The organism is Bradyrhizobium stylosanthis (assembly GCF_001641335.1).
Taxonomy (GTDB): Bacteria; Pseudomonadota; Alphaproteobacteria; order Rhizobiales; family Xanthobacteraceae; genus Bradyrhizobium; species Bradyrhizobium stylosanthis.
The window spans coordinates 258002-283459 of the sequence record NZ_LVEM01000001.1 but is presented as its reverse complement, the minus strand read 5'-3'; the positions used below and the strand labels follow the sequence as shown (position 1 = coordinate 283459).

The 25458-nt window shown below is 65.1% G+C and carries 29 protein-coding genes and 1 tRNA gene; 16 read left to right on the top strand and 14 right to left on the bottom strand.

Going from position 1 to position 25458, the window contains the following annotated elements; all coding sequences use genetic code 11:
- Positions 1–421: 421 nt before the first annotated feature.
- Entirely contained in the window at positions 422–1777 is a 1356-nt protein-coding gene (locus A7X65_RS01420) for a metal-dependent hydrolase family protein (RefSeq protein WP_063682597.1), read from the bottom strand.
- A 218-nt stretch (positions 1778–1995) separates the two neighbouring features.
- Positions 1996–2703 carry a GntR family transcriptional regulator gene (locus tag A7X65_RS01415; RefSeq protein ID WP_063682596.1) on the bottom strand — a complete coding sequence of 236 codons (708 nt, stop codon included), beginning with the start codon at positions 2701–2703 and terminating at the stop codon, positions 1996–1998.
- A 256-nt stretch (positions 2704–2959) separates the two neighbouring features.
- Between A7X65_RS01415 and A7X65_RS01410 the strand changes: the two genes are divergently transcribed.
- From A7X65_RS01410 to A7X65_RS01385, 6 genes are all read left to right on the top strand, one after another.
- Positions 2960–3946: an ABC transporter ATP-binding protein gene (locus A7X65_RS01410; protein ID WP_063682595.1), complete on the top strand. Its 987-nt coding sequence runs from the start codon at positions 2960–2962 to the stop codon at positions 3944–3946.
- 42 nt (positions 3947–3988) lie between these two features.
- Positions 3989–5278 carry an ABC transporter substrate-binding protein gene (locus A7X65_RS01405; RefSeq protein ID WP_063682594.1) on the top strand — a complete coding sequence of 430 codons (1290 nt, stop codon included), beginning with the start codon at positions 3989–3991 and terminating at the stop codon, positions 5276–5278.
- Positions 5279–5283: 5 nt separating this feature from the next.
- Complete coding sequence (locus A7X65_RS01400) at positions 5284–6237, top strand: ABC transporter permease (RefSeq protein WP_082884797.1); 954 nt, start codon at positions 5284–5286, stop codon at positions 6235–6237.
- 2 nt (positions 6238–6239) lie between these two features.
- Complete coding sequence (locus A7X65_RS01395; RefSeq protein WP_063682592.1) at positions 6240–7118, top strand: ABC transporter permease; 879 nt, start codon at positions 6240–6242, stop codon at positions 7116–7118.
- A 32-nt stretch (positions 7119–7150) separates the two neighbouring features.
- The gene (locus A7X65_RS01390; RefSeq protein ID WP_063682591.1) at positions 7151–7882 is read left to right on the top strand and encodes an aspartate/glutamate racemase family protein; all 732 of its coding nucleotides are present in this window, start codon (positions 7151–7153) and stop codon (positions 7880–7882) included.
- Positions 7883–8059: 177 nt separating this feature from the next.
- Positions 8060–8554: a hypothetical protein gene (locus tag A7X65_RS01385; RefSeq protein WP_063682590.1), complete on the top strand. Its 495-nt coding sequence runs from the start codon at positions 8060–8062 to the stop codon at positions 8552–8554.
- A 185-nt stretch (positions 8555–8739) separates the two neighbouring features.
- On the opposite strand, the gene A7X65_RS01380 is transcribed toward A7X65_RS01385, so the two are convergent.
- On the bottom strand, positions 8740–9105 hold the full coding sequence (locus A7X65_RS01380; RefSeq protein ID WP_063682589.1) for a hypothetical protein: 366 nt from the start codon (positions 9103–9105) through the stop codon (positions 8740–8742).
- 104 nt (positions 9106–9209) lie between these two features.
- Complete coding sequence (locus tag A7X65_RS01375; RefSeq protein ID WP_167358190.1) at positions 9210–9491, bottom strand: hypothetical protein; 282 nt, start codon at positions 9489–9491, stop codon at positions 9210–9212.
- Between A7X65_RS01375 and A7X65_RS43515 the strand changes: the two genes are divergently transcribed.
- Both A7X65_RS43515 and A7X65_RS42420 read left to right on the top strand, forming a co-directional pair.
- A complete protein-coding gene (locus tag A7X65_RS43515) occupies positions 9490–9624 on the top strand; it encodes a hypothetical protein (RefSeq protein ID WP_283806146.1) in 135 nt (44 codons plus the stop codon). The genes A7X65_RS01375 and A7X65_RS43515 overlap by 2 nt on opposite strands.
- Positions 9621–9785 carry a hypothetical protein gene (locus A7X65_RS42420; protein WP_167358189.1) on the top strand — a complete coding sequence of 55 codons (165 nt, stop codon included), beginning with the start codon at positions 9621–9623 and terminating at the stop codon, positions 9783–9785. The genes A7X65_RS43515 and A7X65_RS42420 overlap by 4 nt, the downstream gene beginning before the upstream one ends.
- On the opposite strand, the gene A7X65_RS01370 is transcribed toward A7X65_RS42420, so the two are convergent.
- Together A7X65_RS01370 and A7X65_RS01365 are read right to left on the bottom strand one after the other, a co-directional pair.
- On the bottom strand, positions 9782–10312 hold the full coding sequence (locus A7X65_RS01370) for a gamma carbonic anhydrase family protein (protein WP_063682588.1): 531 nt from the start codon (positions 10310–10312) through the stop codon (positions 9782–9784). The two genes, A7X65_RS42420 and A7X65_RS01370, sit on opposite strands and share 4 nt — an antisense overlap.
- Before the next feature lie 109 nt (positions 10313–10421).
- A complete protein-coding gene (locus A7X65_RS01365) occupies positions 10422–10751 on the bottom strand; it encodes a DUF6949 family protein (RefSeq protein ID WP_063682587.1) in 330 nt (109 codons plus the stop codon).
- 222 nt (positions 10752–10973) lie between these two features.
- On the opposite strand from A7X65_RS01365, the gene A7X65_RS01360 reads away from it, so the two are divergent.
- On the top strand, positions 10974–11675 hold the full coding sequence (locus A7X65_RS01360) for a hypothetical protein (RefSeq protein WP_063682586.1): 702 nt from the start codon (positions 10974–10976) through the stop codon (positions 11673–11675).
- A gap of 56 nt (positions 11676–11731) precedes the next feature.
- Positions 11732–12226 (top strand): PaaI family thioesterase, encoded by a 495-nt coding sequence (locus A7X65_RS01355; RefSeq protein ID WP_208608593.1) that lies wholly within the window; start codon positions 11732–11734, stop codon positions 12224–12226.
- 257 nt (positions 12227–12483) lie between these two features.
- On the opposite strand, the gene A7X65_RS01350 is transcribed toward A7X65_RS01355, so the two are convergent.
- Together A7X65_RS01350 and cysE are read right to left on the bottom strand one after the other, a co-directional pair.
- Positions 12484–12702 (bottom strand): DUF3126 family protein, encoded by a 219-nt coding sequence (locus tag A7X65_RS01350; RefSeq protein WP_007602550.1) that lies wholly within the window; start codon positions 12700–12702, stop codon positions 12484–12486.
- A 124-nt stretch (positions 12703–12826) separates the two neighbouring features.
- Positions 12827–13651 carry a serine O-acetyltransferase gene (cysE, locus tag A7X65_RS01345; RefSeq protein WP_063682585.1) on the bottom strand — a complete coding sequence of 275 codons (825 nt, stop codon included), beginning with the start codon at positions 13649–13651 and terminating at the stop codon, positions 12827–12829.
- Between the two features lie 275 nt (positions 13652–13926).
- On the opposite strand from cysE, the gene A7X65_RS01340 reads away from it, so the two are divergent.
- Positions 13927–15285 (top strand): hypothetical protein, encoded by a 1359-nt coding sequence (locus A7X65_RS01340; protein WP_063682584.1) that lies wholly within the window; start codon positions 13927–13929, stop codon positions 15283–15285.
- A 108-nt stretch (positions 15286–15393) separates the two neighbouring features.
- Here A7X65_RS01340 and A7X65_RS01335 read toward each other — a convergent pair whose 3' ends face one another.
- A complete protein-coding gene (locus tag A7X65_RS01335) occupies positions 15394–15639 on the bottom strand; it encodes a hypothetical protein (RefSeq protein WP_156527583.1) in 246 nt (81 codons plus the stop codon).
- 269 nt (positions 15640–15908) lie between these two features.
- Here A7X65_RS01335 and A7X65_RS01330 point away from each other — a divergent pair, with 269 nt between their 5' ends.
- Entirely contained in the window at positions 15909–16538 is a 630-nt protein-coding gene (locus A7X65_RS01330; RefSeq protein WP_063682582.1) for a CPBP family intramembrane glutamic endopeptidase, read from the top strand.
- Between the two features lie 49 nt (positions 16539–16587).
- Here A7X65_RS01330 and A7X65_RS01325 read toward each other — a convergent pair whose 3' ends face one another.
- The gene (locus A7X65_RS01325) at positions 16588–17343 is read right to left on the bottom strand and encodes an alpha/beta fold hydrolase (protein WP_063682581.1); all 756 of its coding nucleotides are present in this window, start codon (positions 17341–17343) and stop codon (positions 16588–16590) included.
- A gap of 113 nt (positions 17344–17456) precedes the next feature.
- Complete coding sequence (locus tag A7X65_RS01320) at positions 17457–18593, bottom strand: hypothetical protein (RefSeq protein ID WP_063682580.1); 1137 nt, start codon at positions 18591–18593, stop codon at positions 17457–17459.
- A gap of 305 nt (positions 18594–18898) precedes the next feature.
- Here A7X65_RS01320 and A7X65_RS01315 point away from each other — a divergent pair, with 305 nt between their 5' ends.
- Together A7X65_RS01315 and A7X65_RS01310 are read left to right on the top strand one after the other, a co-directional pair.
- Positions 18899–19144 (top strand): zinc-finger domain-containing protein, encoded by a 246-nt coding sequence (locus tag A7X65_RS01315; protein ID WP_007602543.1) that lies wholly within the window; start codon positions 18899–18901, stop codon positions 19142–19144.
- A 19-nt stretch (positions 19145–19163) separates the two neighbouring features.
- Positions 19164–20366, top strand: coding sequence for an FAD-dependent monooxygenase (locus tag A7X65_RS01310; RefSeq protein ID WP_063682579.1), 1203 nt, complete (start codon positions 19164–19166; stop codon positions 20364–20366).
- An 18-nt stretch (positions 20367–20384) separates the two neighbouring features.
- Here A7X65_RS01310 and A7X65_RS01305 read toward each other — a convergent pair whose 3' ends face one another.
- Complete coding sequence (locus tag A7X65_RS01305; RefSeq protein ID WP_063682578.1) at positions 20385–20813, bottom strand: hypothetical protein; 429 nt, start codon at positions 20811–20813, stop codon at positions 20385–20387.
- 173 nt (positions 20814–20986) lie between these two features.
- On the opposite strand from A7X65_RS01305, the gene A7X65_RS01300 reads away from it, so the two are divergent.
- Both A7X65_RS01300 and A7X65_RS01295 read left to right on the top strand, forming a co-directional pair.
- Positions 20987–21075, top strand: a tRNA-Leu gene (locus A7X65_RS01300).
- Positions 21076–21307: 232 nt separating this feature from the next.
- A complete protein-coding gene (locus tag A7X65_RS01295) occupies positions 21308–22816 on the top strand; it encodes a hypothetical protein (protein WP_063682577.1) in 1509 nt (502 codons plus the stop codon).
- Positions 22817–22818: 2 nt separating this feature from the next.
- On the opposite strand, the gene A7X65_RS01290 is transcribed toward A7X65_RS01295, so the two are convergent.
- Together A7X65_RS01290 and A7X65_RS01285 are read right to left on the bottom strand one after the other, a co-directional pair.
- Positions 22819–24111: a glycosyltransferase 87 family protein gene (locus tag A7X65_RS01290; protein WP_063682576.1), complete on the bottom strand. Its 1293-nt coding sequence runs from the start codon at positions 24109–24111 to the stop codon at positions 22819–22821.
- Positions 24108–25436 (bottom strand): hypothetical protein, encoded by a 1329-nt coding sequence (locus tag A7X65_RS01285; RefSeq protein WP_063682575.1) that lies wholly within the window; start codon positions 25434–25436, stop codon positions 24108–24110. Before A7X65_RS01285 ends, A7X65_RS01290 begins: the two co-directional genes overlap by 4 nt.
- Positions 25437–25458: the final 22 nt, after the last annotated feature.

The following is a 25458-nucleotide window of genomic DNA, read 5'->3' as shown; positions in this document are numbered from 1 at the left end:
TGACAGAGCGACAGCATATAGCGGGAGCGCTCCGCGATGAATAGTAACGTTGCGCGGCAATGCATGATCTTCCACATACGCGGCCTGCGAAAAAATTCGGCAAGCTTTGTCATAATCGGGTGGTCGCGCCGAATTAAATTGCCGGCAAATGCAACAAGTGATCGAATTCGATAGCGAATCTCGCGGTTCTCGAAAGCGAGATGAACGCGTCAACGAGATTGACTCATGCTGGCCGAGAAATTCTTTCTGGTTCTTGAGACGCTTAGAAGTCACGCCGGGGATGACAGGCCCGAAATTGTGACAAGCCCTGTGCGCCCGCCCGTGAATCCCGAGAGCGTGAACAGTGCGCGGCGCGAACAGCCGCGCCCTGACGAGCGCCAGTAACGTTCCAAATTCGCCGGATCGCACCAGGCGACGCGCGTCAACGCGCGAGACTGTTCCTGTAGATCTTGCCGCCCTTCATGATCACGACGAAGTTCTTCGCGGGATCTTCGACAAGGGCGATGTTGTCGAGCGGATTGCCGTCGACGAGCAGCAGATCGGCCAGCGCGCCCTCCTCCACCACGCCGAGCTTGCCGGGATAGGGATTGCGCAGACCCGACAGGCTCAGCAACTCCGCATTCGCGGACGTTGCCATGGCCAGCGCTTCGGCCGGCGTGTACCAGCGCGTCAGCGCGGCGAGCATCGAGCCCTGCTTCTCCGCCAATGCCCTCGAGAACAGGACGTCGGTGCCGAACGCGGTCTTGATCTTGTACTTCTTCGCCAGCGCGTAGACGCGATCCGTGCCGGCAACCACCTGCCGCATCTTGTCCTGCTCCGCAGGTCCGAGCGCAGCGGCGCCGGCGAGATCGAGGAACGGCTGCGTGCTGAGCCAGATGCCCTTCTCGGCTATCAGTTTCGCGCTTGCCTCGTCCATGAGATGGCCGTGCTCGATGCATTTCACACCGGCGGCGATCGAGCGCTGGATCGCCACCGGCGTATAGGCGTGGGTTGCGACATAGGTGCCCCAATTCTCGGCGGCTTCGACCGCCGCGCGCAACTCGGGCTCGGTGAAGGTGGAGACGTCGAGCGGGCTGAACGGCGATGCGACGCCGCCGCCGGCGGTGAGCTTGACTTGCGAAGCGCCCTGCATGAGCTGCTCGCGCGCGCGCACGCGGACTTCGTCGGGACTGTCGGCGACCATGCTGCCGCCGATCCGCTCCATGCGGCTCAGCATGCCGCCGATCGTGCGCGGCAGATCGGACAATTGGCGGAAGTCGCCGTGACCGCTGGTGATGGTGATGATGGCGCCGGATGGATAGATGCGCGGACCCGCGACCAGATCCTCGTCGATGGCCTGCTTGAGCCCGAAGCTCGGCCCGCCCATGTCACGCACGGTGGTGAAGCCGCGCATCAAGGTCGCGGTTGCTTCGCTGGCGGCGAGCAGATTATTGTAGCCGATATCGCCGGCAAGCGCGGCCATCGGCGTCGGCCGCACCAGCATCGCGTGCCAATGCGCATCGATCAGTCCGGGCATCAGCACCCGCCCACCGCCGTCGATGACCTGCGACGCGCTCGTGATATCCGCCGTCGAGATCTTCTCGATGATCCCTTTTCTGACGAGGACGCTGGATGGCGCCGAGAGCGCGCTGCCCTTGCCGTCGAAGATCCGGACGTTGCGGAACAGGACCGCGGCCTCCTGGGCCTGTGCAGATGACAGGCTGCCGGGCACCACGGCAACGCCGACAAGCGATGCTGCGACGGCGAATACTTTGGCCGATATCCTCAAACCCGACATATCAGCCTTCCCTACAGGTTCAGGCTACGCGAGGGGGTGATGGCAGGCACGCATACGTCTGCTCACAGTTGACGCCGACGTTTAGCTTACGTCAACTTACAACCATGGCGGCAATATGCAGCGCTGCCATCCGCTTTGACGAGAGATCGGCGTCAGGCTGCAATTGAATTAAAGCAAATGAATCAAAGCATTCGCCTGTGACGTCAGGCCACGCGCGATCAGGCGCCCAGCACGTCGGCGAGCCGCAACTCGTCGGCGGCGGGATCCTTCAGGAACAGCTCGTCCTCGATCTCCCGCAGATGCGACAGCATCTGCGCGCGCGCCGCCTGCTTGTCGCGCTTGCGGATCGCGGCGACGATACCCGCATGGTGATCGGTGCCGCAGGCCGGCGTGTCGTGACGGCGATACAGCAGGATGATCAGCGAAGAGCGCGCGATCAGCTCCTTGAGGAAACCGAGATAGATGCTGTGGCCGCTCATCTCGGCGACGAGGCGGTGAAAATCGCCGGAGAGGCGGACCGAGGCGCGCGCGTCGCCGCGCAGCTCGGCCTCGCGTTCCTCGGCGAGATGTTGCTGGAGACGATCGAGCCAGGCCGGCGACACCGCATCGACGGCGTGGTCGACGATGGTGGGCTCGATCAGGCGCCGCGCCTCGAACACTTCGCGGGCATCGGCGGGCGTGGGGCGCGCGACGAAGGCGCCGCGGTTCTTCTCGATGTTGACGATACCTTCGTGAGCGAGCTGCTGCAGCGCGGTGCGGACCAGCGTGCGGCTTGCGCCGTAGATCTCGCCGATCTCGTCCTCGCCGAGCTTCGTGCCCGGCAACAGGCGATGCTCCAGGATCGCTGCGGTCACGCCCTCCCTGATGCGGCTGACGCGGTCGCTGGCGTCTGGCGCGTCGGATTTGGGGCGGGTCTTGGCAACCATGGCTGTGAGAGCTCGATCGGCAACGTTCGGCCTCGAATGTTAGACGACGAGCTGTATCCAATCACAGGCGAAACTTTATACAATCTTCGCCCGTTTTGTGTGCAGGCGGCTGCGCGCGCGGCAGGCAGCCCGAATCCGCCGGATTCGATCTAACGATCTGACTCCGCTGCACAGTTTTTGGAATCTGCCCGGCTGGAGCCTGTTGGCACGGACCTTGCGGAGAGAGGCCGGACACCGCCCTCCTGCCGGACTCGCCATGGCCATTCCTGCCGCTCTCGAACTGGTCGCCGTCACCAAGCGCTACGACACGACGCTCGCGGTCGACACCGTCAACCTGAAGATCCCGGCCGGCACCTATTGCTGCCTGCTCGGCCCCTCCGGCTGCGGCAAGACCTCGACCTTGCGCATGATCGCCGGCCACGAGGCGGTCAGCGCTGGCGACATCATCCTCGGCGCGCAGAACGTCACCGATCTTCCGCCCGCCGAGCGCGGCACCGCGATGATGTTCCAGTCCTACGCGCTGTTCCCGCATCTCAGCGTGATCGACAACGTCGCCTTCGCCTTGAAGATGCGCGGCATCGACAAGCCGACCCGCCACAAGCGCGCCGGCGAACTGCTCGAGCTGGTGGCGATGAGCCAATATGCGGGCCGGCTGCCGGCCCAGCTCTCCGGCGGCCAGCAGCAACGGGTCGCGCTCGCCCGCGCACTCATCACCGAGCCGCAGATCCTGTTGCTCGACGAGCCGCTGTCCGCGCTCGATCCGTTCCTGCGGGTGAAGATGCGGGGCGAATTGAAGCGGCTGCAGCGCGAGCTCGGGATCAGCTTCATCCAGGTCACCCACGGCCAGGAAGAGGCGATGGCGCTCGCCGACCACATCGTGGTGATGAACCACGGCAAGATCGAGCAGCAGGGCACTGCCCGCGACATCTTCCACCACCCCCGCACCGAATTCGTGGCGCGCTTCATCGGCGGCCACAACGTGCTCAGCGACGCCGGCAAGCTCATCGCCGTGCGCGCCGATCAGCTCGGCATCAAGCCGATCACTGACGGCGCGTTCGGCGCACCGGCGCTGCTGACCCAGACCGAGTACCAGGGCTCCTACATCGCCGTCTCGCTCACGCTCGACGACGGCACCGCCCTGTTCTCCCATGTTCCGGAAGCCGCCTTCGACGTCCACCCGTTCCGTCCGGGTGACCGCGTGCTGGCGACCTGGGATCCCGCCAAGGCGCAGCGCCTGCAATAGCGCCGATCGATCAGTGGAATGCGCAACAGAGGAGTGACTGATATGACCGAGACCACCAGGACGAAAGGCGTCAGCCGCCGCACGCTGCTCAAGGGCACCGCGGGTCTCGCCGGCCTCGCCGCCGGCTCCGGCGCCATCACCGGCTTTCCCTATGTGAAGTCGGCCGATGCGAAGGTGCTGCGCTATCTCGGCACCGCCGTGAACGAGGGCGACGACATCTCCAAGCAGTGCCTGAAGGACACCGGCATCAAGATCGAATACATCACCGCGACCACCGACGACGTCACCAAGCGCGTGATGACCCAGCCGAACTCGTTCGACGTGCTGGACACCGAATATTTCTCGCTGAAGAAGCTGGTGCCGTCGGGCAACATCCTTGCCCTCGACGCCAAGAAGATCAAGGAATTCGACAACATCACGCCGGTCTTCACCAAGGGCGAGACGCCCGGCGGCAAGAAGATCGGCGGCCAGGGCACCGCGCCCTGGAAGGTGCTCTATCTCGAAGGCAAGGACTCCAAGAAGTTCGCGACCTCGGCGACCGAATTCGTCACGCTGATCCCGACCGTCTACAACGCCGACACGCTCGGCATCCGCCCCGACCTGATCAAGCGCCCGATCAGCACCTGGGCCGAGCTGCTCAACCCCGAGTTCAAGGGCAAGGCCTCGATCCTCAACATCCCCTCGATCGGCATCATGGATGCCGCGATGGTCGTGGAAGCCTCCGGCAAGTACAAATATGCCGACAAGGGCAACATGACGAAGGAAGAGATCGATCTCACCATGAAGGTGATGACCGAGGCCAAGAAGGCCGGCCAGTTCCGCGCCTTCTGGAAGGACTTCAACGAGAGCGTCAACCTGATGGCATCGGGCGAGACCGTCATTCAGTCGATGTGGTCGCCTGCGGTGACGAAGGTCCGCTCGATGGGCATTCCCTGCACCTTCCAGCCGCTCAAGGAAGGCTACCGCTCCTGGGCTTCGGGCTTCTGCGTCTCCAAGGGCGTCTCGGGCCCCAAGCTCGAATGGGCTTATGAGTTCGTGAACTGGTTCCTGTCCGGCTATGCCGGCGCCTATCTCAACCGCCAGGGCTACTACTCGGCCGTGCTCTCCACCGCCAAGGCGCACATGGAGCCCTACGAGTGGGCGTACTGGATGGAAGGCAAGGCGGCCGAGAAGGACATCAAGGCGCCTGACGGCTCGCTGCTGGAGAAGGCCGGCGCGGTGCGCGACGGCGGCTCCTACGAAGACCGCATGGGCGGCGTCGCGTGCTGGAACGCGGTGATGGACGAGAACGACTACATGGTCCGCAAGTGGAATGAGTTCATCGCGGCGTGACGGACATGTCGGAAGAAGTCCTGCAACAGGCATCCCCGGGCTTGATCCCGGGGTCGGGAACAGCGCGCGCCGCAAAGCCGACGCGCCTGTCGCCGTCCTTCGTCTCCTGGCTTCAGGCCGGGCCGATGATGCTGGTGTTTCTCGCCTTCTTCCTCATTCCGCTCGTCTTCGTCGTCATCGTGTCCTTCTGGGACTACAATGAATACCAGCTGCTGCCGGCGTTCTCCGGCCGCGGCTACACCGACACGTTCGAGGGCTGCATCGCGCAGCTCCCCGATCTCTGCACGATCGGCAAGACCTATCTGAAGACGCTCAAGCTCTGCTTCATGGTGTGGGCGATCACGCTCTTCATCGGCTTCTGGGTCGCCTACTTCCTCGCCTTCCACGTCAAGTCCAAGACCTGGCAGATGGGCCTGTCGCTGCTCTGCACGATCCCGTTCTGGACCTCCAACGTGATCCGCATGATCGCATGGATCCCGCTGCTCGGCCGCAACGGCCTCGTCAACTCGGGCCTCGTCAAGACAGGGGTGATCAACCATCCCCTGGAATGGCTGCTGTTCTCCGAATTCTCCGTGGTGCTCGCGCTGGTCCACCTCTTCACCTTCTTCATGGTGGTGCCGATCTTCAATTCGATGATCCGCATCGACAAGTCGCTGATCGAGGCGGCCTATGATGCCGGCGCCAGCGGCTTTCAGACCCTCGTCAATGTCGTCATTCCCCTGGCCAAGCCCGGCATCGTGATCGGCTCGATCTTCGTCATCACCATCGTGATGGGCGACTTCATCACCATCGGCGTGATGGGCGGCCAGCAGATCGCGGCTGCCGGCAAGATCATCGAGACGCGGGTCAACGCGCTGCAATTCCCCGCAGCCGCGGCCAACGCCGTGATCCTGCTCATCATCACCTTCCTGATCATCACCATGATGTCGCGCATCGTCGACATCAAGAAGGAGCTCTGAGCATGAAGGAAGGACGCCCTCGCTCTTTCTACGTGCTCGCGGTCTTCTTCGCGGCCTACGTGTTGTTCCTCTACGGCCCGATGATCGCGATCTACGTGCTATCGTTCCAGGGACCGCAGGGCGGCCTCACCTTCCCGATGAACGGCGTGTCGACGTTCTGGATTGCAAAGCTGTTCCAGGGCACCGGCATCGTCGATCTCGGCGCGGCCTTCCGCCGTTCGCTGCTGCTCGGCATCATCGTGATGATCGTCACCGTCGTGCTGTCGGTCGCCGCCGGCATGGCCTTCCGCAGGAAGTTTAGGGCGCAAAGCATCCTGTTCTACTCGGCGATCGCGAGCCTCATTGTTCCTTCCATCATTACGTCGCTCGGCATCTCGCTGGAATTCCGCATCATCGACGACCTCATCAAGGCGCACTGGAACGAGAACTTCGAGACCTCGATGGGTCTGCTCACGTCAGGCCTCGGCGCCCACCTGACCTGGACGCTGCCGTTCGGCCTGCTCATCATGTTCGCGATCTTCAACCGCTTCGATCCGCGCCTCGAGGAAGCCGCACGCGATCTCGGCGCGACGCCGTGGCAGACCTTCCGCCATGTCGTGCTGCCGATCATCCTGCCCTCGGTGATCGGCATCGGCCTGTTCGGCTTCACGCTGTCCTGGGACGAACTCGCCCGCTCCAGCCAGGCGATCGGCGCGGTGAACACGTTGCCGCTGGATCTGCAGGGCCTCACCACGACGGTGACGAACCCCGACATCTACGCACTCGGCACCGTGATCTCGGCCGTCTCGTTCACGGTGATCGCGCTTGCGCTCGGCACCATCCACGTGCTCAACAAGCGGCAGGCGGCCAAGGGCTCGGACGCCGGCCAAGGGCTTGTTTAATAGCTTGTCTCATAAAGGGCTGGTCTGATCCGATGCGGCTTCACGTCGTCAATCCCAACACCACGGCGTCCATGACGGCGAAGATCGCCGCCGCGGCGCGCAGCGTTGCGCTTGCCGACACCGTGATCGACGCGCGCCAGCCCGCGATGGGCCCGGTCTCCATCGAAGGTTTCTACGACGAGGCCTTTGCGGTGCCCGGCATGCTCGGCTGCATCCGCGAGGCCGATCGCGACGGTGCCGACGCCCACATCATCGCCTGCTTCGACGACACCGGCCTCGATGCCGCGCGCGCCGCCGCGAAGGCGCCGGTGATCGGCATCGGCGAGGCCGGCTTCCACATGGCGAGCCTGATCGCGGCGCGCTTTGCCGTGGTGACGACGCTCGGTGTCTCCATCGTGCCGATCGAGCATAATCTGACGAAGTACGGCCTTGCCGACCGCTGTGCCCGCGTGCGCGCGGCCGAGGTCCCGGTGCTCGCGCTGGAAGAACGCAATGCCGATGCGCTCGGCAAGATTTCGGCTGAGATCACCGCCGCCATCCGCGACGATCGCGCCGAGGCCATCGTGCTCGGCTGCGCCGGCATGGCCGATCTCGCCGCCGAGCTTGCCGCCACCCACGGCTTGCCGGTGGTCGACGGCGTCGCTGCCGCGGTGACCCTGGCGGAATCGCTGGTGCGGCTGGGGCTGAAGACATCGCGGCTCGGCCCCTACGCGGCGCCGCGGCCGAAGACCTATTCCGGGCCGTTTTCGCCGTTTCAGCCTTGAATTTGGCTATCCTTGCCATAAGCAAGGGGCAAAGAGCGCTTTTTTGGCCACCAGCCTCTTTTTGGTCCCAATTGTTGCCGAACAGTAACACTTTCGGGACATCCCGGCCGCCCGTCCTGCGTTCCGCGCTGCCGGTTCTTCGCCACTCACCAAGTTTCCATTTGGATTTTGTCAGCGATGATCGATCTCGCAGAGGACACACGGTCCAACCCCCTGTTTCGCCTTGGCGCCCAGCCCATCGCGCTGACCGCCGCCGCCCTGTTTTTGCTGATCGCCGGCGTGACCTCGATCGCGATCTGGCGCGCCTATACGGGCTCTGCGCCGGAGACCGACCGGGTGGTGGCCTCACGGCAGCTCCAGGCCCGCACCGCGCAGGCTTCCGAGCAGCTGGTCGAGAAGACCAAGGGACTCGAGGCGACCCAGCAGGAATCGATCGACCAGCTTCAGGTCGTGCAGGACCAGCTCCAGACCGTGAAGCGCCTGCTTGCGTCCCAGCAGGCCGATACCAAGCGCCTCTCCGAGCAGGTGGCGACGCTGAACGAATCCATCGACGGCCTGCGCCAGTCCTTCGCCAGTGCCCGGGCCACCGAGGCCGAAACACCCACGGTTACCCGCAGGAAACCGGCGCGTCACCGCGTCAGTGCCAGCGCGCGCAAGCGCTCGCGCGGCTAAACGGGCCTCAGCCGGCGGCTTTAATTTCTCCACTTGTGAACTGGATCACATTCCCCCGTATGATTCCGCGCGATGCTGGCCCTTACCGGATGGCGTGAGCCGATTTTAATATCCGGGGCTGGCAAGGTCGTTGACGGTATACTGCGTCAACGGCCTTGTTTTTTCGTAGGTCAGGTCGCCCCGCCTCACTCGCAGACGTCGACGCGACGGTATCGCCATCCCGCCGGCGTCATCACGCGCTTGCGGGTAACGTAGCAGCCGCCGTAGCCGCCATCGTCATAGCCGGACCCATAATAGTAGGGATCGCCGTAATACGGGGAGCCGTAGCCGTAATAGGCGCCGTAGTAGCCGGCGCCGGCAAGGCCCGCGCCGATGGCGACGCCAGGCCAGAAGCCGCCGCCATGCCAATGGCCGTGGCCGCCATGACCCCAGCCGCCACCACCGTGGCCCCAGCCGCCGCCATGTCCAAAGCCCCGCGCCTGGGCCATCTGCGGCATCGACAGTCCGACTGCCGCGACGGCCAGCGCCGCCATCATTGTCTTGCGTAACATCACTCGATTCCTCCGCGTGGACACGCTCCACGCTTCAAAGCGGGATCAAGCTAACGTCCATTGGGCAATCCGGACAGCCACACTGTCTCACTTCCGCGCGAGCATCAGCAGCCGCGACAGATGCTCTTCAGCTTCTTGTCGAGCAGCCGGTTCTCGGCGTTGACCGCGGCATCGGTGCCGCCACCGGTCCCGGAGCCGGTCGTGACGCCTGAGCCTGGTCCCGACGATTGAGCCGTCCCCAGGCTGTTGGTGCCCGGCGGCGGTGCCGGTGAATTGGCGACACCTCCGCCCGATCCCGACGAGGCACCGCTCGATCCCGCAGAGCCGCCGGTCGCTTGCGCGAACGAGACGGCCGGCATCGCCGCGAGGGCGAAGATCACGAGCATGATCCTGATCGAAGCATTTGCGGAGGACGCCATCGGAAAAATCTCCTTTGCCCGTCAACCGCTGCCGCGAATGCAGGTTCCGGAACAAATGCCGCGGCATCAGCTTGAGAACCAGGAGGCGACATCACGATGACCGATCGCGACCCCTTTGCAGAAGGCGAACGCGCCGCGCGCCAAAACATTCCCGCCGAAGCCAATCCTTATACGGACGGCAGCGACGAGCACGCGCTGTGGTCGGCGGGCCACGAGAAGATCGCGAGCGCCAGGGAAGCCCGCGAGTCCGAAGGACGTTAGCCGATCCGCTTCAGGCCCTTCTTGAAGCGCGGGCCGTTGGCGACGTAGAACTTCGCCGCGCTTCCCATGCGCTGCACCTGGGCGTCGTCGAGCGTGCGGATCACGCGCGCGGGCGAGCCGATGATCAGCGAGCGTTCGGCAAACTCCTTGCCCTCGGTGATGACGGAGCCGGCGCCGACGATGCTGTTGCGGCCGATCTTCGCGCCGTTCATCACGATCGAGCCCATGCCGATCAGCGCACCGTCTCCGATGGTGCAGCCGTGCAGGATGACGTTGTGGCCGACGGTGCAGTTGGTGCCGATGACCATGGGAAAGCCGAGATCGGTGTGACAGGTCGAGCCGTCCTGCACGTTGGCGCCCTCGCCGATCTCGATCCACTCGTTGTCGCCGCGCAGCACCGCGCCGAACCACACGCTCGCGCCCGGCTTCAGGCGCACGCGGCCGATCACCGTCGCGGTCTCCGCGATGAAATAATTGCCGTCGGCGGGAAGTTCGGGCGCCTGCCCGTCGAGCTCGTAGATCGCCATCAAGGTCTCCTGTCGGGTTGACCAAGGCATAGCGAAACGGCAGCCCCGACGCAAAGGTCCGGCGGCGTCAGGAACGTTATCGTCCCGGGGAACGCTCGGCGTCTTGGGATCAGGTCAGAACGCCGGCGGCGCGCAGCGTCATCAGGAAGAAGGTGCCGCTCATCATGCTCCAGAAGCCGGCGATGAGGGTCGCCATCATCACGAATTCCACGCGGCGGCTTTCCACCTGCAGGCCGCGCAGCGTGTTGCGCATGATGATGAAGGGAGCGGCGAACACCAGGAACGGCACCGCCGCGAAGGTCTTCGGCGCCACGCCGTCCTGCAACAGGCCGAAGCCTGCGGGGCGCTGCGCGAACGCCTGGTATCCGTTCACGAGGGCGCCGGCGAGCGCGAAACCGATGCAGATCGAGAAGAAGGAATTGAGAGCTTCAGGTGTCATCGGAAACAGTCCGCACTTACGCAACGCCGGAGCCTTCCTGTGACAAATCGTGCTGGTTAACGCTACATTATCCTTAAGAGAAGGTTAACGAGGCCCGCCGGTCCGTGCAGGGCCCTCTCCCCGCCCCGCAGCCGGCAAGGCTGCGCGAATTCGCCGCCGCGTGGCATATTCCCCGCTGATTCGTCGGCCATCGGCCGACCCCGGGTTCCACGCGCGCTCATCATGACGGTGTTTTCGGCAGCTTCCCTCAGACCCTCGCGCACGCGGGCGCATATCGTGCCGATCGTGCTCGGCGGCGCTGCCGCGCTCGGCGCGGTCGCGCTGGTCGCCTATCTGCTGTGGCCGACCTGGGGCGCCGGCGGCGCCAGCGCCCCGGACCGGCTGCCGGTGAGCGTCGGCGGGACGTTGTTCAACGTGCCGACCACGGCGATCCGGATGAAGATCCAGCGCCACTCCGGGCCGCAGGAGCGCATCGATCTCGACGTGCTCTATCCCTCGCTCGAGCCGCCCGGCGCGCCCAGGCACGTCACCGCCGACACCGTGGAGACGGCGGTGCAGTCGATCGACCGCATCTTCCTGTCGATCGCGGCCCATCACGATGCGCTCGCGCCCGAGCAGCGAACGGCCACGATCTATCCGCGCTATCTCGACCAGGCCGCAACCCAGCCCGAGGAAGGCCTGACGATGCGGACGTTCCGCACTGAGACGCCCTACGGCAGCGAGGACCTCTATTCTGCCGCAAGTCCCGCGCTGACCGCGCGCTGCACGCGCGATGCGGCAACCCCCGGCATGTGCCTCTCCGAGCGCCGCGTCGGCGGCGCCGACCTCACCTTCCGCTTCCCCCGCAGCTGGCTGTCGCAATGGCGCGAGGTCGCGGAGGCGATGGAGAAGCTGACGGCGCAATTGCGCGGGCCGAAGGGCTGAGCCCCGTCTGCGCCCTGCCGCGGGCCCTTCCAAAACAAAACCTCGAAAACAACCCCATGCACAGTAGCGAGGGGCCGTCACGACTTCGATTTTTTCGAAGTCGATTTGACCTGTCGGGCAAAACAGGGGTAGGATGTCATGATGGGGCGATCGGCGTGAATGATCCGGCAACACATCTGCCGCCCGGTGCGCAACTGCTCGGGCGCGAATGGCTCGGCTTCGACGAGAGCGGGGATGCGCTGATCCGCTTCCAGGCCCAGGTTGCGTTCACCAACAGGCACGGGACTGTCCAGGGCGGATTTCTGGCGGCGATGCTGGACTCCGCCACCGGCATCTGCGCGCTCGCGGCGCTGGGTCCCGATCAGACCGTGGTCACCAGGAGCCTCGACACGCGCTTCCTGAAACCCGCGGCGGTCGGGCTCATCATTGCGCGGGCGCGCGTCGTCGAGCGAACGGAGCGCGACATGGTCGTGCAAGCCGAGCTTGCCGATGCGGATGGCATCATTGTCGCGGATGCCACCGCGCGGCTGCGCGTTCTTGCGAAGACGTAGAGTTGCGGGCTGCAGCGCGGAGCGCGGGAAAAGTACCCGTCATTGCGAGCGAAGCGAAACAATCCAGATTCCCTCAGCGGAAAGAGTCCTGGATTGCTTCGCGGAGCCTGTCATCGGGCCGCGCTTCGCGCGGACCCGTTGGCTCGCAATGACGATGTGGAGAGAGCGCGCCTCGATTTTTCGGTGCATGCCCCGGGCGCAGCGCAGCGTCTCTTCGACGGTGCGCTGCGGAGCCGGGACACGGGAGGCGCCGAAAACTATTCCTGATCGACGAGATCGTCCTCGAGGATCGCCATCTGGAACTGGAACGAGCGATCATCGTCCTCGTCGTCGACGAAGAGCACGCCGATGAATTCCTCGCCGATATAGACCTCGGCGGAGTCATCCTTCTTCGGCCGCGGCACGACGCGAATCTTGGGATTGCCGAATACGCGCTTCAGATACGCATCGAGCTTTCTGACTTCTTTGACGTCCACGGCAAGTCTCCGATCGAAATGGGTTGGCGGCGTTTTAGGACGAGACGCGACGAACCGCCAGCATGAATTGCCAAACAATTTGGGGACGAAAAAGGGCCGGAGAATCCGGCCCTTGCACGCAAGCTCAAAGTCCCATCGCGTTGATCATCTGATCCATGGTGCGCGACGGCTCGGCGCAGCCGGCCTCGCCGACGATCTTGGCCGGCACGCCCGCGACCGTGACGTTGTGCGGCACGGGCTTGACCACGACCGAACCCGCGGCGATGCGCGCGCAATGGCCGATCTCGATGTTGCCGAGGATCTTTGCGCCGGCGCCGATCAGCACGCCGTGGCGGATCTTGGGATGACGGTCCTCGTTCTCCTTGCCGGTGCCGCCGAGCGTGACGCCGTGCAGGATCGAGACGTCGTCCTCGATCACCGCCGTCTCGCCGCAGACGAAGCCGGTGGCATGGTCGAGGAAGATGCCGCGGCCGATGCGCGCGGCAGGATTGATGTCGGTCTGGAACACCGCGGAGGCGCGGCTCTGCAGGTAATACGCAAAATCCTTGCGGCCCTTCAGCCAGAGCCAGTGCGCCAGGCGATGGGTCTGGATCGCATGGAAGCCCTTGAAGTAGAGCAAGGGATCGATGAAGCGCGAGGTGGCGGGATCGCGATCGTAGACGGCGACGAGATCGGCGCGGAAGGCGTTGCCGAGATCGGGATCGTCGCGCAGCGCCTCGTCATAGGTCTGGCGCACCAGGTCGCCCGACAGCGCGGAATGATCGAGCCGGTCGGCGAGACGATGGATCACCGAATCCTCGAGGCGGCTGTGATGCAGCACCGTCGAGTAGATGAAGGTTGCAAGCTCGGGCTCGCGATGGACGATGTCCTCCGCCTCGCTCCGGACCCGGTCCCAGATCGGATCGAGGGATGCGAGCTTTCCTCCCGGATTGACCTGATGCACTGCCATGGGATCTGCTCTTTCGAATTGGCTCGTTTGGCGGGCTCTATAGCACAGTCTAGGCGACAAAGTCCTGACCGGCTTGCCTGAGAGTGAACAGTGCCTTGCCCCGCGAAAGCATGCCAACGCCTTGAAACACAAAGATTTCTTCTGACGCCCCCAGGCGGCAAGGTTGCTTCAAAGTGGTCAGAGTTTCGCCGAATTCAAGCCGGGCGCGTCAAACTATTGGTGAATTCTCTCCCGGCCGCTAATGCGGGCATGGTCCGGACGAGGACGGAGCGGTTTTGAGCATCACCACCGAACAATTGCGCACGCGCGCCGCAGGCTCGCTCTGGCTGCGGCTGGCGGCGGTGGCCTTGCCCCTTCTGATGATCGCGCCGGCGTTCTGGAACGGCTATCCGCTGTTGCAATGGGATACCGGCGGCTATCTGGCGCGCTGGTACGAAGGTTATCTCGTCCCCAGCCGGTCCACGGTGTTCGGCCTCTATCTGCACTATGGCGAAGGCTTCGGCTTCTGGATCAACCTCGCGGTCCAGTCGCTGGCGGCGCTCTGGCTGCTGCAGCTCACCCTGCGCGTGCTCGGCCTGATGCAGACCTCGCGCTTCGTCGCGATCAGCCTGCTGCTGATCGTGTCGACCGCCCTGCCCTGGCTCGCCAGCATGCTGCTCACCGACATCTTTGCCGGGCTGTCGATCCTGTCGCTGTTCCTGCTGGTCGTCGGCGGGCCACGGACGTCGATGCTCGAGAAGATCTCGCTGTTCGTGTTCACCGCCTTTGCCGCCGCGACCCACAGCGCCACGCTCGGCGTGCTGCTCGGCCTCTGCGCCGCCGGCTGGATGCTGCGGCCGTTCCTCGGCGGCAGGCTGCCGCTCGCAGGACTGGCGCAGGCGAGCATGACCATCGTCGCAGGCGCGCTGATGCTGGTCTCGGCGAACCACGCGCTGTCGGGGAAATGGGCCTGGACGCCCGGCGGCTACGGCGTCGCCTTCGGCCGCATGATGCAGGACGGCATCGTCACGCGCTTTCTCAATGACCACTGCCCGCGCGAGCATTTCAAGCTCTGTCCCTATCGCAACCAATTGCCGGCCACCGCCGACGAATTCCTGTGGGGCAAGAGCATGTTCAACACGCTCGGCCGGTTCGAAGGGCTGAACGACGAGATGGGCACCATCGTCGTGCAATCGCTGAGGGATTATCCGGCCTGGCAGGCCGGCGCGGCGCTGCGGGCGATGGGCCAGCAATTGCTGCATGTGGCGACCGGCGAAGGCACCGATGGCTGGATCCCGCACACCCGCGGCATCATCGAGCGCTACGTTCCCGCGCAGGCCGCGCCGATGCGCGCCGCGCGCCAGCAGAACTGGCAGCTCGACTTCACCGCCATCAACTGGCTGCACGTGCCGATCGCGCTGGCCTCGATGCTGGCGCTGGTCGCGCTGCTCGGCCGTGCGCTCGCGAACCGCCGCCTCGACGATTTGACGCTGCTGGCAGCAACCGTGACGCTGGCGCTGCTCGGCAACGCCTTCATCTGCGCCGTGATCTCCGGTCCGCACGACCGCTACGGCGCGCGCATGGTGTGGGTCGCGACCTTCGTGGTGCTGATGGCGCTGGCGCGCCGTTTTGGGGATGACGTCAAGGGGAAGTGAGAGGAGATGAAGCGTCGTCGCGGTTCTCCTTGAAGCATGACTGCGCGCCGGCGCGTACTCAGCCCGCCCGGGCACCGTCATGTTGAGCGGGGCTCCCGCTCCCGCGCGCTATTGGCGCGAAGCCGCATTTTGTTTTTCGAGCCGTGCGGCGGTTATTTCTGCGTCCCAACCGTCACTCGCGACTTCCCCGATCGAGCCTCCGAGCACGATAGCGGCCGCTATCGGCCAGACCGCTGCCATGACGATGGTGCCAGCGATAGGTTGATCTGCGCCGGGCCGACGATAGCTTTGCATTCCCGTGATCGCGAAGGCCGTGACAATGAAGCCGACCGCGTAACATTTGAGCCACTTCACGTCGAATACCTCCAAGCTGTGGTCGTTAGTGGCGGCTCCCTCTGGTTTGGTTCGATGGCATGGAGCTCTGGTGAGGGTGAGCAGCGGGTAACTTCCCGCCACTGGGCCTTAGCCGAAACACTCTGAAACTAGCCTGATGTAGACTGACACCAGGAAAACGGCCGCGGGGCGCGCGCTCAGTTCGACCGTCGCTTGCGACCCCGAAGCGGACGTGCCCTGCTCGCTAGGCCGCATTGCGGTGAATGTATTAGCCGCGCTAAAGATACGTGATGATGGCTCGCCCGATACCCACGCCTCTCTGGTTCGCGGCGGCCCTCATCCCAATGGTTGTGTCGCAAATTGTAAGACTGCAACAATCCGATCCGGCCGCATGGATCGTCTGGGATTACGCAGGCCGCCTCGGGGCCCTGGCCGTTCTGTGCGCCATACCTGCTGCGCGGAAGATAGCCTTCCGATTTGAATCACTTCGAATAGCGCGATGGGAAGTGACCATCTGGATTGTCGGCATTGTCCTCGTGGACCACTATGGGGGCAGCTGGATCCGACGAACCATTAATGGAGCCCTGCCTGCGACAGTGCTCGGGACATATCCTGAAGTGCAAGGCTGGCTACATGTCGTCGATATCTTTTTCGGTCTTGGGCTAGTCGCCTTAAGTGAGGAGATCTTATTCCGCCGCTGTGCGCGTCATCTGCTCAAGAGCTATTTGGATGACGGCTATGCCTTGGTTCTCGCAACCTCATTTTTGTTTGGAGCCTTTCACTGGTGGACGGGTTTCGGGAATATTGGCGCGGCTATGGTGACAGGTGGCTTGTTGATGACGTTGTACCGCCGATCCGGGGCACTTTGGCCTGCAGTTCTTGGACACTATTTGGCTGACATAGTGGACTTCGCGTTTTGAAAGGTCGCCTTTTGGCCCATAGCCGACGTGTACCCCGGACAACACTGCCTCAGGCGCGGCGTGCCAGAAACTCCAGCACGCCGGTCTTGTAGACCTTGTCGCCGACCGCGCGCATGTGGTCGCGGTTCGGAATGTCCAGCACTTCAGAGCCGGGGATGATGGCCCCGAGCGCGCTGGCACTTCCCGCGACGTCGTCAGTCGAGCCGACCGCGATCAGCACCGGCACCTCGATCCGCGCAGCCTCCTGCCTCGTCATCAGATCGCGCGTCCCGCGCAGGCACGCGGCGAGCGCCCGCCGGTCGGAACGGGTCTGGTCGGCGAACGCGCGAAAGGTGCGCCCGACGGGATCGGTGACGTCGTCGAGCGAGGGCACCTCCAGCGCCTTCGCCACGGTCTCACCGGGGCCGGTGCCCTCGATGAGGCCGCCGATGCCGATGCCGCCGAGGATTGCCGAGCGCAGCCGCTGCGGCTCGTTCAGCCCGAGCCAGGCCGTCATGCGTCCCCCCATGGAATAGCCCATGATGTCGGCCTGCGGGATCGCGAGATGGTCCATCAGCGCCAGCACGTCGCCGGCCATGGTGGGAATCGAATACTGCGCGGGCTCGTAGAGCTTGGCGCTTTCGCCATGGCCGCGATTGTCGAGCGCGATGACGCGGCGGCCGTTCTTGCGCAGCTCCGAGACCCAGGTCGGATAGACCCAGTTCACGTTCTTGCTCGAGGCAAAGCCGTGCACCAGGATGATCGGATCGCCCTCGCCTTCGTCGAGATAGGCAATTTCAACGGCGCCGTTGTGAAAGCTCGGCATCAGCAGTTCCGCAGGTTGTGGGGAGTGATGGGTCTTAGAGCACGATCCGGAAGACTGTGCAGCCGTTTTCCGGCAACATCATGCTCAAACAATAACCGAAAGTGCCGCGCGATTCAGGCCGTCGCGGCCGCATTGGCCAGGGCGGCCTCGGCTGCGACCTTGGCACGGCGAAGCCGCCGCGCACGCCTGCGATCACACCAGGCCTGGGTCAGGCGCTCGGTGGTCGCCTTGATCGAAGACAACAGGCCGAACAGCGTCAGCGCCGCGCCGAACAGCCACATCGCCAGATCGAACGCGCCGCCGATCAGCAGCAGGGCACCGCGGCCGAGCAGCTTCATGATCGCACGCGTCTTGCTGCCCTGCGCCTCCGCAAGGCGCGCGGCGCGGGCAACGTCCTTCGGGCCTTCGGCAATGCGCAGCGTGTCCATGGCGCCGCGCGTGCCGGTCTTCTCGGCGACGCGCGTGACGTCCTTGCCGAGCCGGACCAGTGCCCCCGCCTTCTCGGCGCGGAACGCGGCCTTGATCGCGCTCACGGTTTCACCGGGGCGGAACACGGAACCCTTGGCGACAGCGTTCTGCAGCATCGGCGTGTCGACCACTTCGCGCGCGGACCGGCCGGCCCATGCCGCGAGCCCTTCCCCGAGCCGTCCGACCTTGCGCGCATCCTTCACCAGCGTCAGGCCGGCCCGCACCGGCGCGGCGCCACCGACGGAGACGTAGGTTGCCGCCGTGACCGCAAGGCCCGCGGTCGCAAGGCCGAGCACCAGACGGTCGGTCTCCTCGCCCATCGCGAGATTCTTGCCCTCGCGCACGACGTCCCTGATGTCGCCGATCACGAAGAGGTCGCCGGCGACAGTCCCGGACAGGCTCGCGACATCGTCGGCATTGCCCGTGACGAGCCCGGTGGCGAACCGCTTGGCGAAATGCGAGGTGGAGTTCTCGGACCTCACGGCATCGCTGACGCGATTGAGGAGGTCGTCCGGAAGCGCGATGTTGCGCTCGCGCGCCAGCGCCACGAAGCTGTCGGCGAGATCGGCGTCGCCGGCCACGAGCGCGGCCTCGATATTGTCCTGGACCAGACGGTTATTCTGTCGCAGCAGCGCATCGAGCCGGAGCTCGGAGAGCACGGCCGGATCGTCCTGAGCTGTGAGGATCGCGCCGGCCTCACGGGCCTGCGGCACTACCTGTGCGAGCAGGAGGCTGCATGCGGCAATCCCGGTCAAAGCTGTGCCGATTCGCAGCCATTTCATGCGGAAAGCCCGGACAGTCCTGATGGTTGGCGCCTGATGATTCGTCTTTCGCCGCAATTGCGCGCACCCAGAGACATAGTATGCCAAAATTGCGACACAACGTCCCCGACGAAAGAAGGGCTTCTCTCTGGCCGCAAGATTGTGTCGAATTTGCATGAGCAAATGAGCATGGGGCAATTGCGAACCTTTCGGTTCCGCTGGACTAGCAATCATCCGAACCCGCCTTTATGGTCCGCGGCGCCTCAAAGATGCCGCGTCAGTTCGTGATTGTGTCTGCCGCCATTGCCACTCCAGGATGAACTACGATGTCCGACCATGTCGTCCCGCACTTCCATAACGATGCCGGTGTCCCCGTCATCGAGATCGGCTCGCAAGAGTTCATGTGCGTCGGCGCCAACCCTCCGTTCGATCATCCGCACGTCTTCCTGGACCTCGGCAACGACAACGAGATCATCTGCCCCTATTGCTCGACGCTGTACCGCTTCGCCGCCGACCTGAAGGCGGGCGAAGCCCGTCCGCCGGAATGCGTCCTGAAGGACAAGGTGGCCTGACCGCGTCCATCGGTCAGGGGTGGCGCTCTCCCGAACGATTGTCATTGCCGGAGCCGGCATCGGTGGACTGACGGCGGCGCTTGCGCTCGCCGCGCGCGGCTTCCGCATCGTCGTGCTGGAAAAGGCCGAGCGGCTCGAAGAGGTCGGCGCGGGACTGCAGCTCTCCCCCAATGCCAGCCGCGTGCTGGTCGAGCTCGGCCTTGCCGAGCGCCTCAAGCTGCGCGCCGTCGTGCCCGAGGCGGTCTCGATCATGAGCGCGCGGGCCGGCGGCGAGCTGATGCGCATGCCGCTCGGTGAAGCCGCCTCGCAGCGCGCCGGCGCCCCCTATTGGGTGGTTCACCGTGCCGACCTGCAATCCGCGCTCGCCGGCGCGGTCTCGGAAAACCCCGACATCGATTTGAAGCTGGGTGCGACCTTCGAGGACGTCGCGCCGCACGCCAAGGGACTGACGGTGGTCCATCGCAGCGGCACGATCCGCCGCAGCGATCTCGCCAGTGCCCTGATCGGCGCCGACGGTATCTGGTCGACGGTACGCCAGCATCTGTTTCCCGAGGTGCAGCCGCGCTTCTCCGGGCTGATCGCCTGGCGCGGCACGCTCGATGCCACGCAGCTGCCGAAGGACTACACCGCGCGGCGGGTGCAGCTCTGGATGGGCCCGAACGCGCATCTCGTCGCCTATCCGATCGCGGGCGGACGCCAGATCAACGTGGTCGCGGTGCTGCCGGGCACCTGGAACAGGCCCGGCTGGAGCACGCCCGGCGATCCGCTCGAGGTGATGGACGCCTTCGCGGCGCCGCGCTGGCCGTCGTCGGCGCGGATGATGCTCACAGCGGTCGACAGCTGGCGGAAATGGGCGCTGTTCGGCGTGCCCGACGGCTGTCCCTGGAGCAAGGGCCCTGTCGCCCTGCTCGGCGATGCCGTGCATGCGATGCTGCCGTTCGCGGCGCAAGGCGCGGGCATGGCGATCGAGGATGCCGCCGTGCTCGCGCAATGCCTGAGCCGCGAGGCGGCCGAGAGCACCGCGGGCATCACGGCGGCGCTGAAGCAATATGGCGGGATGCGCGAGGGCCGCGTGCGGCGGGTGCAACGGACCGCGCGGCAGCAGGGCCGCATCTATCATCTCGGCGGGCCGCTCGCGATGGCGCGCGACCTTGCCATCCGCGCGCTCGGCCGCGACCGCATGCTGGCGCGTCAGGACTGGATCTACGGCTGGCGGCCCTGAGGCTGCGGCCGTGCCGGCTCAGCGCGCGGTGCTGCCGGGTCGCGTCGGGGCGGGCTGGATCACCGGCCGCTGCGGCGTCGAGGGCTCGGGCTTTGCGTCGGGCGGCGTCTCCCGACACCTGTTGCGGCGCCAGGCGTCGTCGGCGAGCTGAGCCTGCCCGCGCACCGCGACGTAGTCGTTGCGATAGGCGAGCTCGGACACCACGGCGCCGCCGGCCCCGGTCTGCGCCTTGTCCATCAGTCTCTGCAGATCGCCGGTCCGGTTGGCCAGCGCCTTGCGCTCGGCCTCGAGCTGCTTGCAATCGTACAATTCGTACCGGGCGGGATCGGCAAAGGCCGGAGCGACGGTCTCGCTGATGCCGGCGCAGCCGCCCAGGGCAGCGCTGCCTGCGAGCAGCACGAGAAGCACGCCGCAGGAATGCAGCGAAGAGGAAAACGAAGCAGCCATGCCCGAGAGATAGTCCCCGTGGATTGAGAATGCCTAAAGCAGCAACAGGTGTCCGGATTGAGGCTTTGCCTTGTGCGCCCGGCTCGCTTAAGGAAGAACCACCCACCGGACCGGCAAGGCGCCAATTCCAGACGGCCGGCAAGGGACTTAAGTGTTTGATCTCGTTGGATCAAGCGGGCATGGCGGAATTGGTAGACGCAAGGGACTTAAAATCCCTCGGTGCGCAAGCGCTGTGCCGGTTCGACCCCGGCTGCCCGCACCAACTGAGCTGACGGGGAGACGACGTCATTTCCGGGCGTGGCTGAGACGGCAACCGCGCGCAACCACTCGTTTACCAACGGCGGCGTCGCGTCGCGGAACCTGCATAGTACAACCCGCCTTTACCCGCCCTTAGATCGTCCTCCCCTAAACCGGACGATGGCTGCCGCCCGTTGCCGCGGACGTCAGGGGAAACGCGAAAGCCTGCAGCGCCGGCTTCGATGGTGAGAGCTCTCATGGACGCGCGCGAGAATTGGTCCCGGTCCGGGATTGGCGGGGCGCCCACGGCGTTCGGCGGCCATCTGCACGGCTACGAGATCTACCTCGTCCTGATCGCGTTCCTGTCGGTGTTCTACATCTCGAACGGGCCGGTCCAGCTCAGCCATTACGACCTCGGCTGGCACATCGCCGCGGGAGACCTGATCAGGGAGCGCGGCGGGATTCCATTTCAGGATCCGTGGGCGTTCACGCTCGCTGACAAGCGGTGGTACAATCTGTCCTGGCTGTGGGACGTGATCGCGAGCGTGCTGTATCAGCACGCAGGGCTTGCCGGAATTGTCCTGCTCGTCGTCGCCTGCGGCGCGATCATCGTCGGATACATCACGCATTGCTGCCTGCGCAGCGGCGCATCGGCCGCTTCGGTCTGCATCACCGTGTTCGCCGCGTGCCTGCTCTATCCCTGCTACGAGGCGGCGCCCAACACGTATCTTGCGGCATCGCCGAACATCGCGACCATGCTGTTCGCGGTGATCTTCTACGGCGAATGCCTGCAGCGGCGCAGATGGTTCCTGCTGCCGCCGATGATGGTGCTGTGGGTCAATCTGCATGGCGGCTTCATGCTCGCCTTTCCGATCATCGGGGTCTTCGCCGGCGTGGCCCTGCTGCGGCGGGACTGGACGAACTTCAGGAATTATTGCTTCGCGGGCATCGGCTGCTTCGCCGCGATCTTCGTCAATCCGCTGGGATGGCACATCTACGATGGCGTGATGGCGACGCTCGGCCACTTCATCCAGGCCAATATCGGCGAATGGCGGCCCTACTTCCACAACATGGAGCTGCCCGGAAGCATTCCCGGCATCGCCTACGCGCTGACCTTCATCGCGCTCGAGCTGCGCTACCGCAACTCGAAGCCCATTCCGGTGGAGCCGCGCCTGCTGGCATGGCTGTTCCTGGCGCTTGGCCTCTACCAGTTCCGGTACATCGCGTTCTTCTTCATCTTCTCGGCGGTCCCGATGGCGCTTCACGTCGACCGCCTGCTGCCCGAGCGTCTATCGAGGCTCGACATAAGCCGCGCGATGCTCGCGGCCGGGATCGCCGGAATGGTCGTGCTGCCGCTGAGCTTCCTGCAGGTGAGGCCGGCGCTGGCGCTGCCGGAGATGCTCTCGGACGAGGATGCTGCCTACCTGCTCGCGCATTCCACGCATTCGCGCGTGCTGAACCACTGGAATTCCGGCGGGCTCCTGATCTTCCGCACCCACGGCAAGGTGCCGATGTTCGTGGACGGCCGGGCCGCGACCGCCTATCCGGACGAGCTGCTCCGCGACTATCTCAAGCTGGTGCGCTGGGACATCGACGAGACCGCCTGGGACACGGTGATCGGCAAATACAAAATCGATGCGGTGCTCTGGGTCCGCGGCCACGAACAGCTCCGGCAGTTTCTCGTCGGCCGCAGGGGCTGGAAAGAAGACTATACCGGCGCCTATATGAGCCTCTACATCGCGCCGCAGGCTGCTGCGCCGAAATGAGATCACGCGCGCTGCGGCGCGCGCGGAAGCAGGATCCAGAAACAAATCAGCGCGAGCGTGAGCTGGCCGTACCCGCCCATGAAGGCGGTGACCGACGCTGACGCCAGGATCGGGATGAAGACCGCAACCGCGAGCGCGGCGACCATCAGTGCCGCAGGCAGATCGGCGATAAGAACGGCGGCATAGAGCGCCACCTGGAAGAAGGTGTATTCCTTTGGCCGGGGCGTGCAGAGATAGAGCGCGTACATCGCGAGCACGGTGATACGCATCGCGGCGGCAGGATGATGCACCAGCCAGTCGTCGAATGCTGAGAGCAGCGCGGTCTTGCCTGTCCCGGCCTGCCGCCTGAACATGCGCCACACGGACACCGCGAACGGCGCGAGCACCAGCGTCACCGCGATGAGCGCGTAGAGGCCGATGACGATCGGCTTGCTGCCGGCAAGGCCAATGGAGCCGGCAAGCGACGACGCCAGCAGGAGCAGCGACTGATTGACCTCGCTCGCGGGCGAATGCTGTCCGGGAATTTGGCCGGTGATCGCGCTGATCCAGCTCCGGAACAGATCCGGATAGAACGCCAGCGAAATCGCGATCGGAAGCGCAAACGCAGCCGCCGCCACCGCGATCAGGAGAAGCTTGCGGCGTCTCGGATGCGGCAGGAAATAGAGCGCGGCGAGAATCGGCAGGAACACCAGCTTGAACGCGGTGACGAGGCCGAGCACGGCGGCGCCGGCGAGCTGAGGTGCCAGGCTCGCATCGCCCCGCTCCGCGGACTGCGCGGGACGCAGCAACAATGCGAGCGCGGCGGCCGTCAGCAGCCCGCCCAGGATCTCGAAATTGCCGGTCGCAACGACCCAGTCGAAGCCGAGGAAGCCGCCGAGCACAATCGCGGCCCGCAGCACGGTGTCGCGCCAGCCGCGGCGCGCCGTACCGAGCGCCGGCAGCAGCAGCGCGCAGATCAGCGCGAGAACCAGATAGATCGCCTTGTAATGGGCGACGAGATAACCGCCGGCGCAGAGCGGCCGGAAGGCATCGAGCGTAACAGGTAGATAGGGATAGGAAAGCTTGGTGTCCTTCAGGTTCCTGACGAAATAGGGATCGACCCCCGCCGCGTGCGCGTCCACGGCCAGGCAATTCACCCGCACGTCCCAACCGAAGCTGTCTTCCGCGGCGAAGTCGATAGAGACGGACATCACGACGAGCATTGCTGCGACCAGGATCAGCCAGGTCTGCCAGCGGCTACCCGGGGCGCTTGCAGCCGCAGAGCCAGCGTCTGCGGACGAGACGAGGCTCGTCATGGACGCGAGTCCTCCGGCTCGAGCCGCATCGGCTCGGCGCGGAAATCGAGCAGCAGGATCCAGAAGCATGCGAGTGCGACGATGAGGAGGGTAAAGCTGCCTTCGACCGTGTGTCCCGTCATCGAGATCAGGCCGGGGGCGAGCACGCCGGCGCCGAGCATGGCGGCGAGTGCCACGGCCGGAAGATCGGCGATGAGGACTGCGGCATAGACCGCGAGCTCGAAGAAGGCATATTCCTTGAGGCGCGGCGAGGTTACGTAGAGCGCAAACATCGCGAGCACGGTGATGCGCGAGGCCGCATGGGGATGGTCGATCAGCCAGCGATCGAGCCGCGCCAGGAGCGATCCCCCGGCCCGGGCGGGTCCGCCGAGGGCCGCGCGCAGGACGGACAGTGCGAACGGCACGAGCACGAGCGCAAGGGCCGCGAGCGCATAAACCACGAGCATCAGCGGCTTGCTGTCGCCGAGCCCGGCCTGCTCCAGCAGGCTGTGCGCGAGCAGCAGCAGCGACGGATTGGTTTCCACGAGATCGACGGCATGCTGATCCGGGATCTGCCCTGCAATCGCCAGCAGCCAGCTCGCGAACAGATCGGCGTAGAACAGCTTCGATATCAGGATCGGCAATGCGAAGCCGAGCGCGGCCACCGCGATCAGCGCCAGCTTGCGGCCGCGCGGCAGCGGCAGGAAATAGAGCGCGGCGAGCACGGGACAGAACACCAGCTTGAACGAGGTCACGAGGCCAAGCAGCGCGGCTCCGCCGAGGCGAAGCGGGAAGCCGCGGTCCCAAGCACCGGATGCCGACGGGCGCAGCAGGAGCCTCAACGCAACCGCGGTCAGCACGCCGGCCAGCATCGCGAAATTCCCCGACGCCAGCACCCATTCGAAGCCGACGAACGCGCCGAGCGCGCACAGCACCCTCAGCGCGACGTCGCGCGGGCTGGTTCGCGCGCGGCCGAGACCGGGCAGGATCAGCGCGCAGAGCACGGCGAGGATGAGATAGACGCCCCTGTAATGACCGACGAGAAAATTGCCCGCGCATAACGGGCGAAACGCGTCGAGCGTAACGGGCAGATAGGGATAGGAGAACCTGGTGCCCTTCAGATTTTTGACGAAGTACGGATCGAGCCCGGCATCATGGGCATCGACCGCGGCGCAATTGACGCGAACGTCCCAGCCGTAGTTCAGCGGAAGCGTGGCATCGCTGACGAGATTGCCGAGCACCAGCAGCGCGGTCAGCGCGATCAGGCAGGCAAGCCAGGTGTTCCGACGCGCGGTCGTGTCGACCGAAGGGCCGAGCCATCGTGCTATGCCGGTCGCGTCGGACACGTGCGAAATACCTGTCTTTACG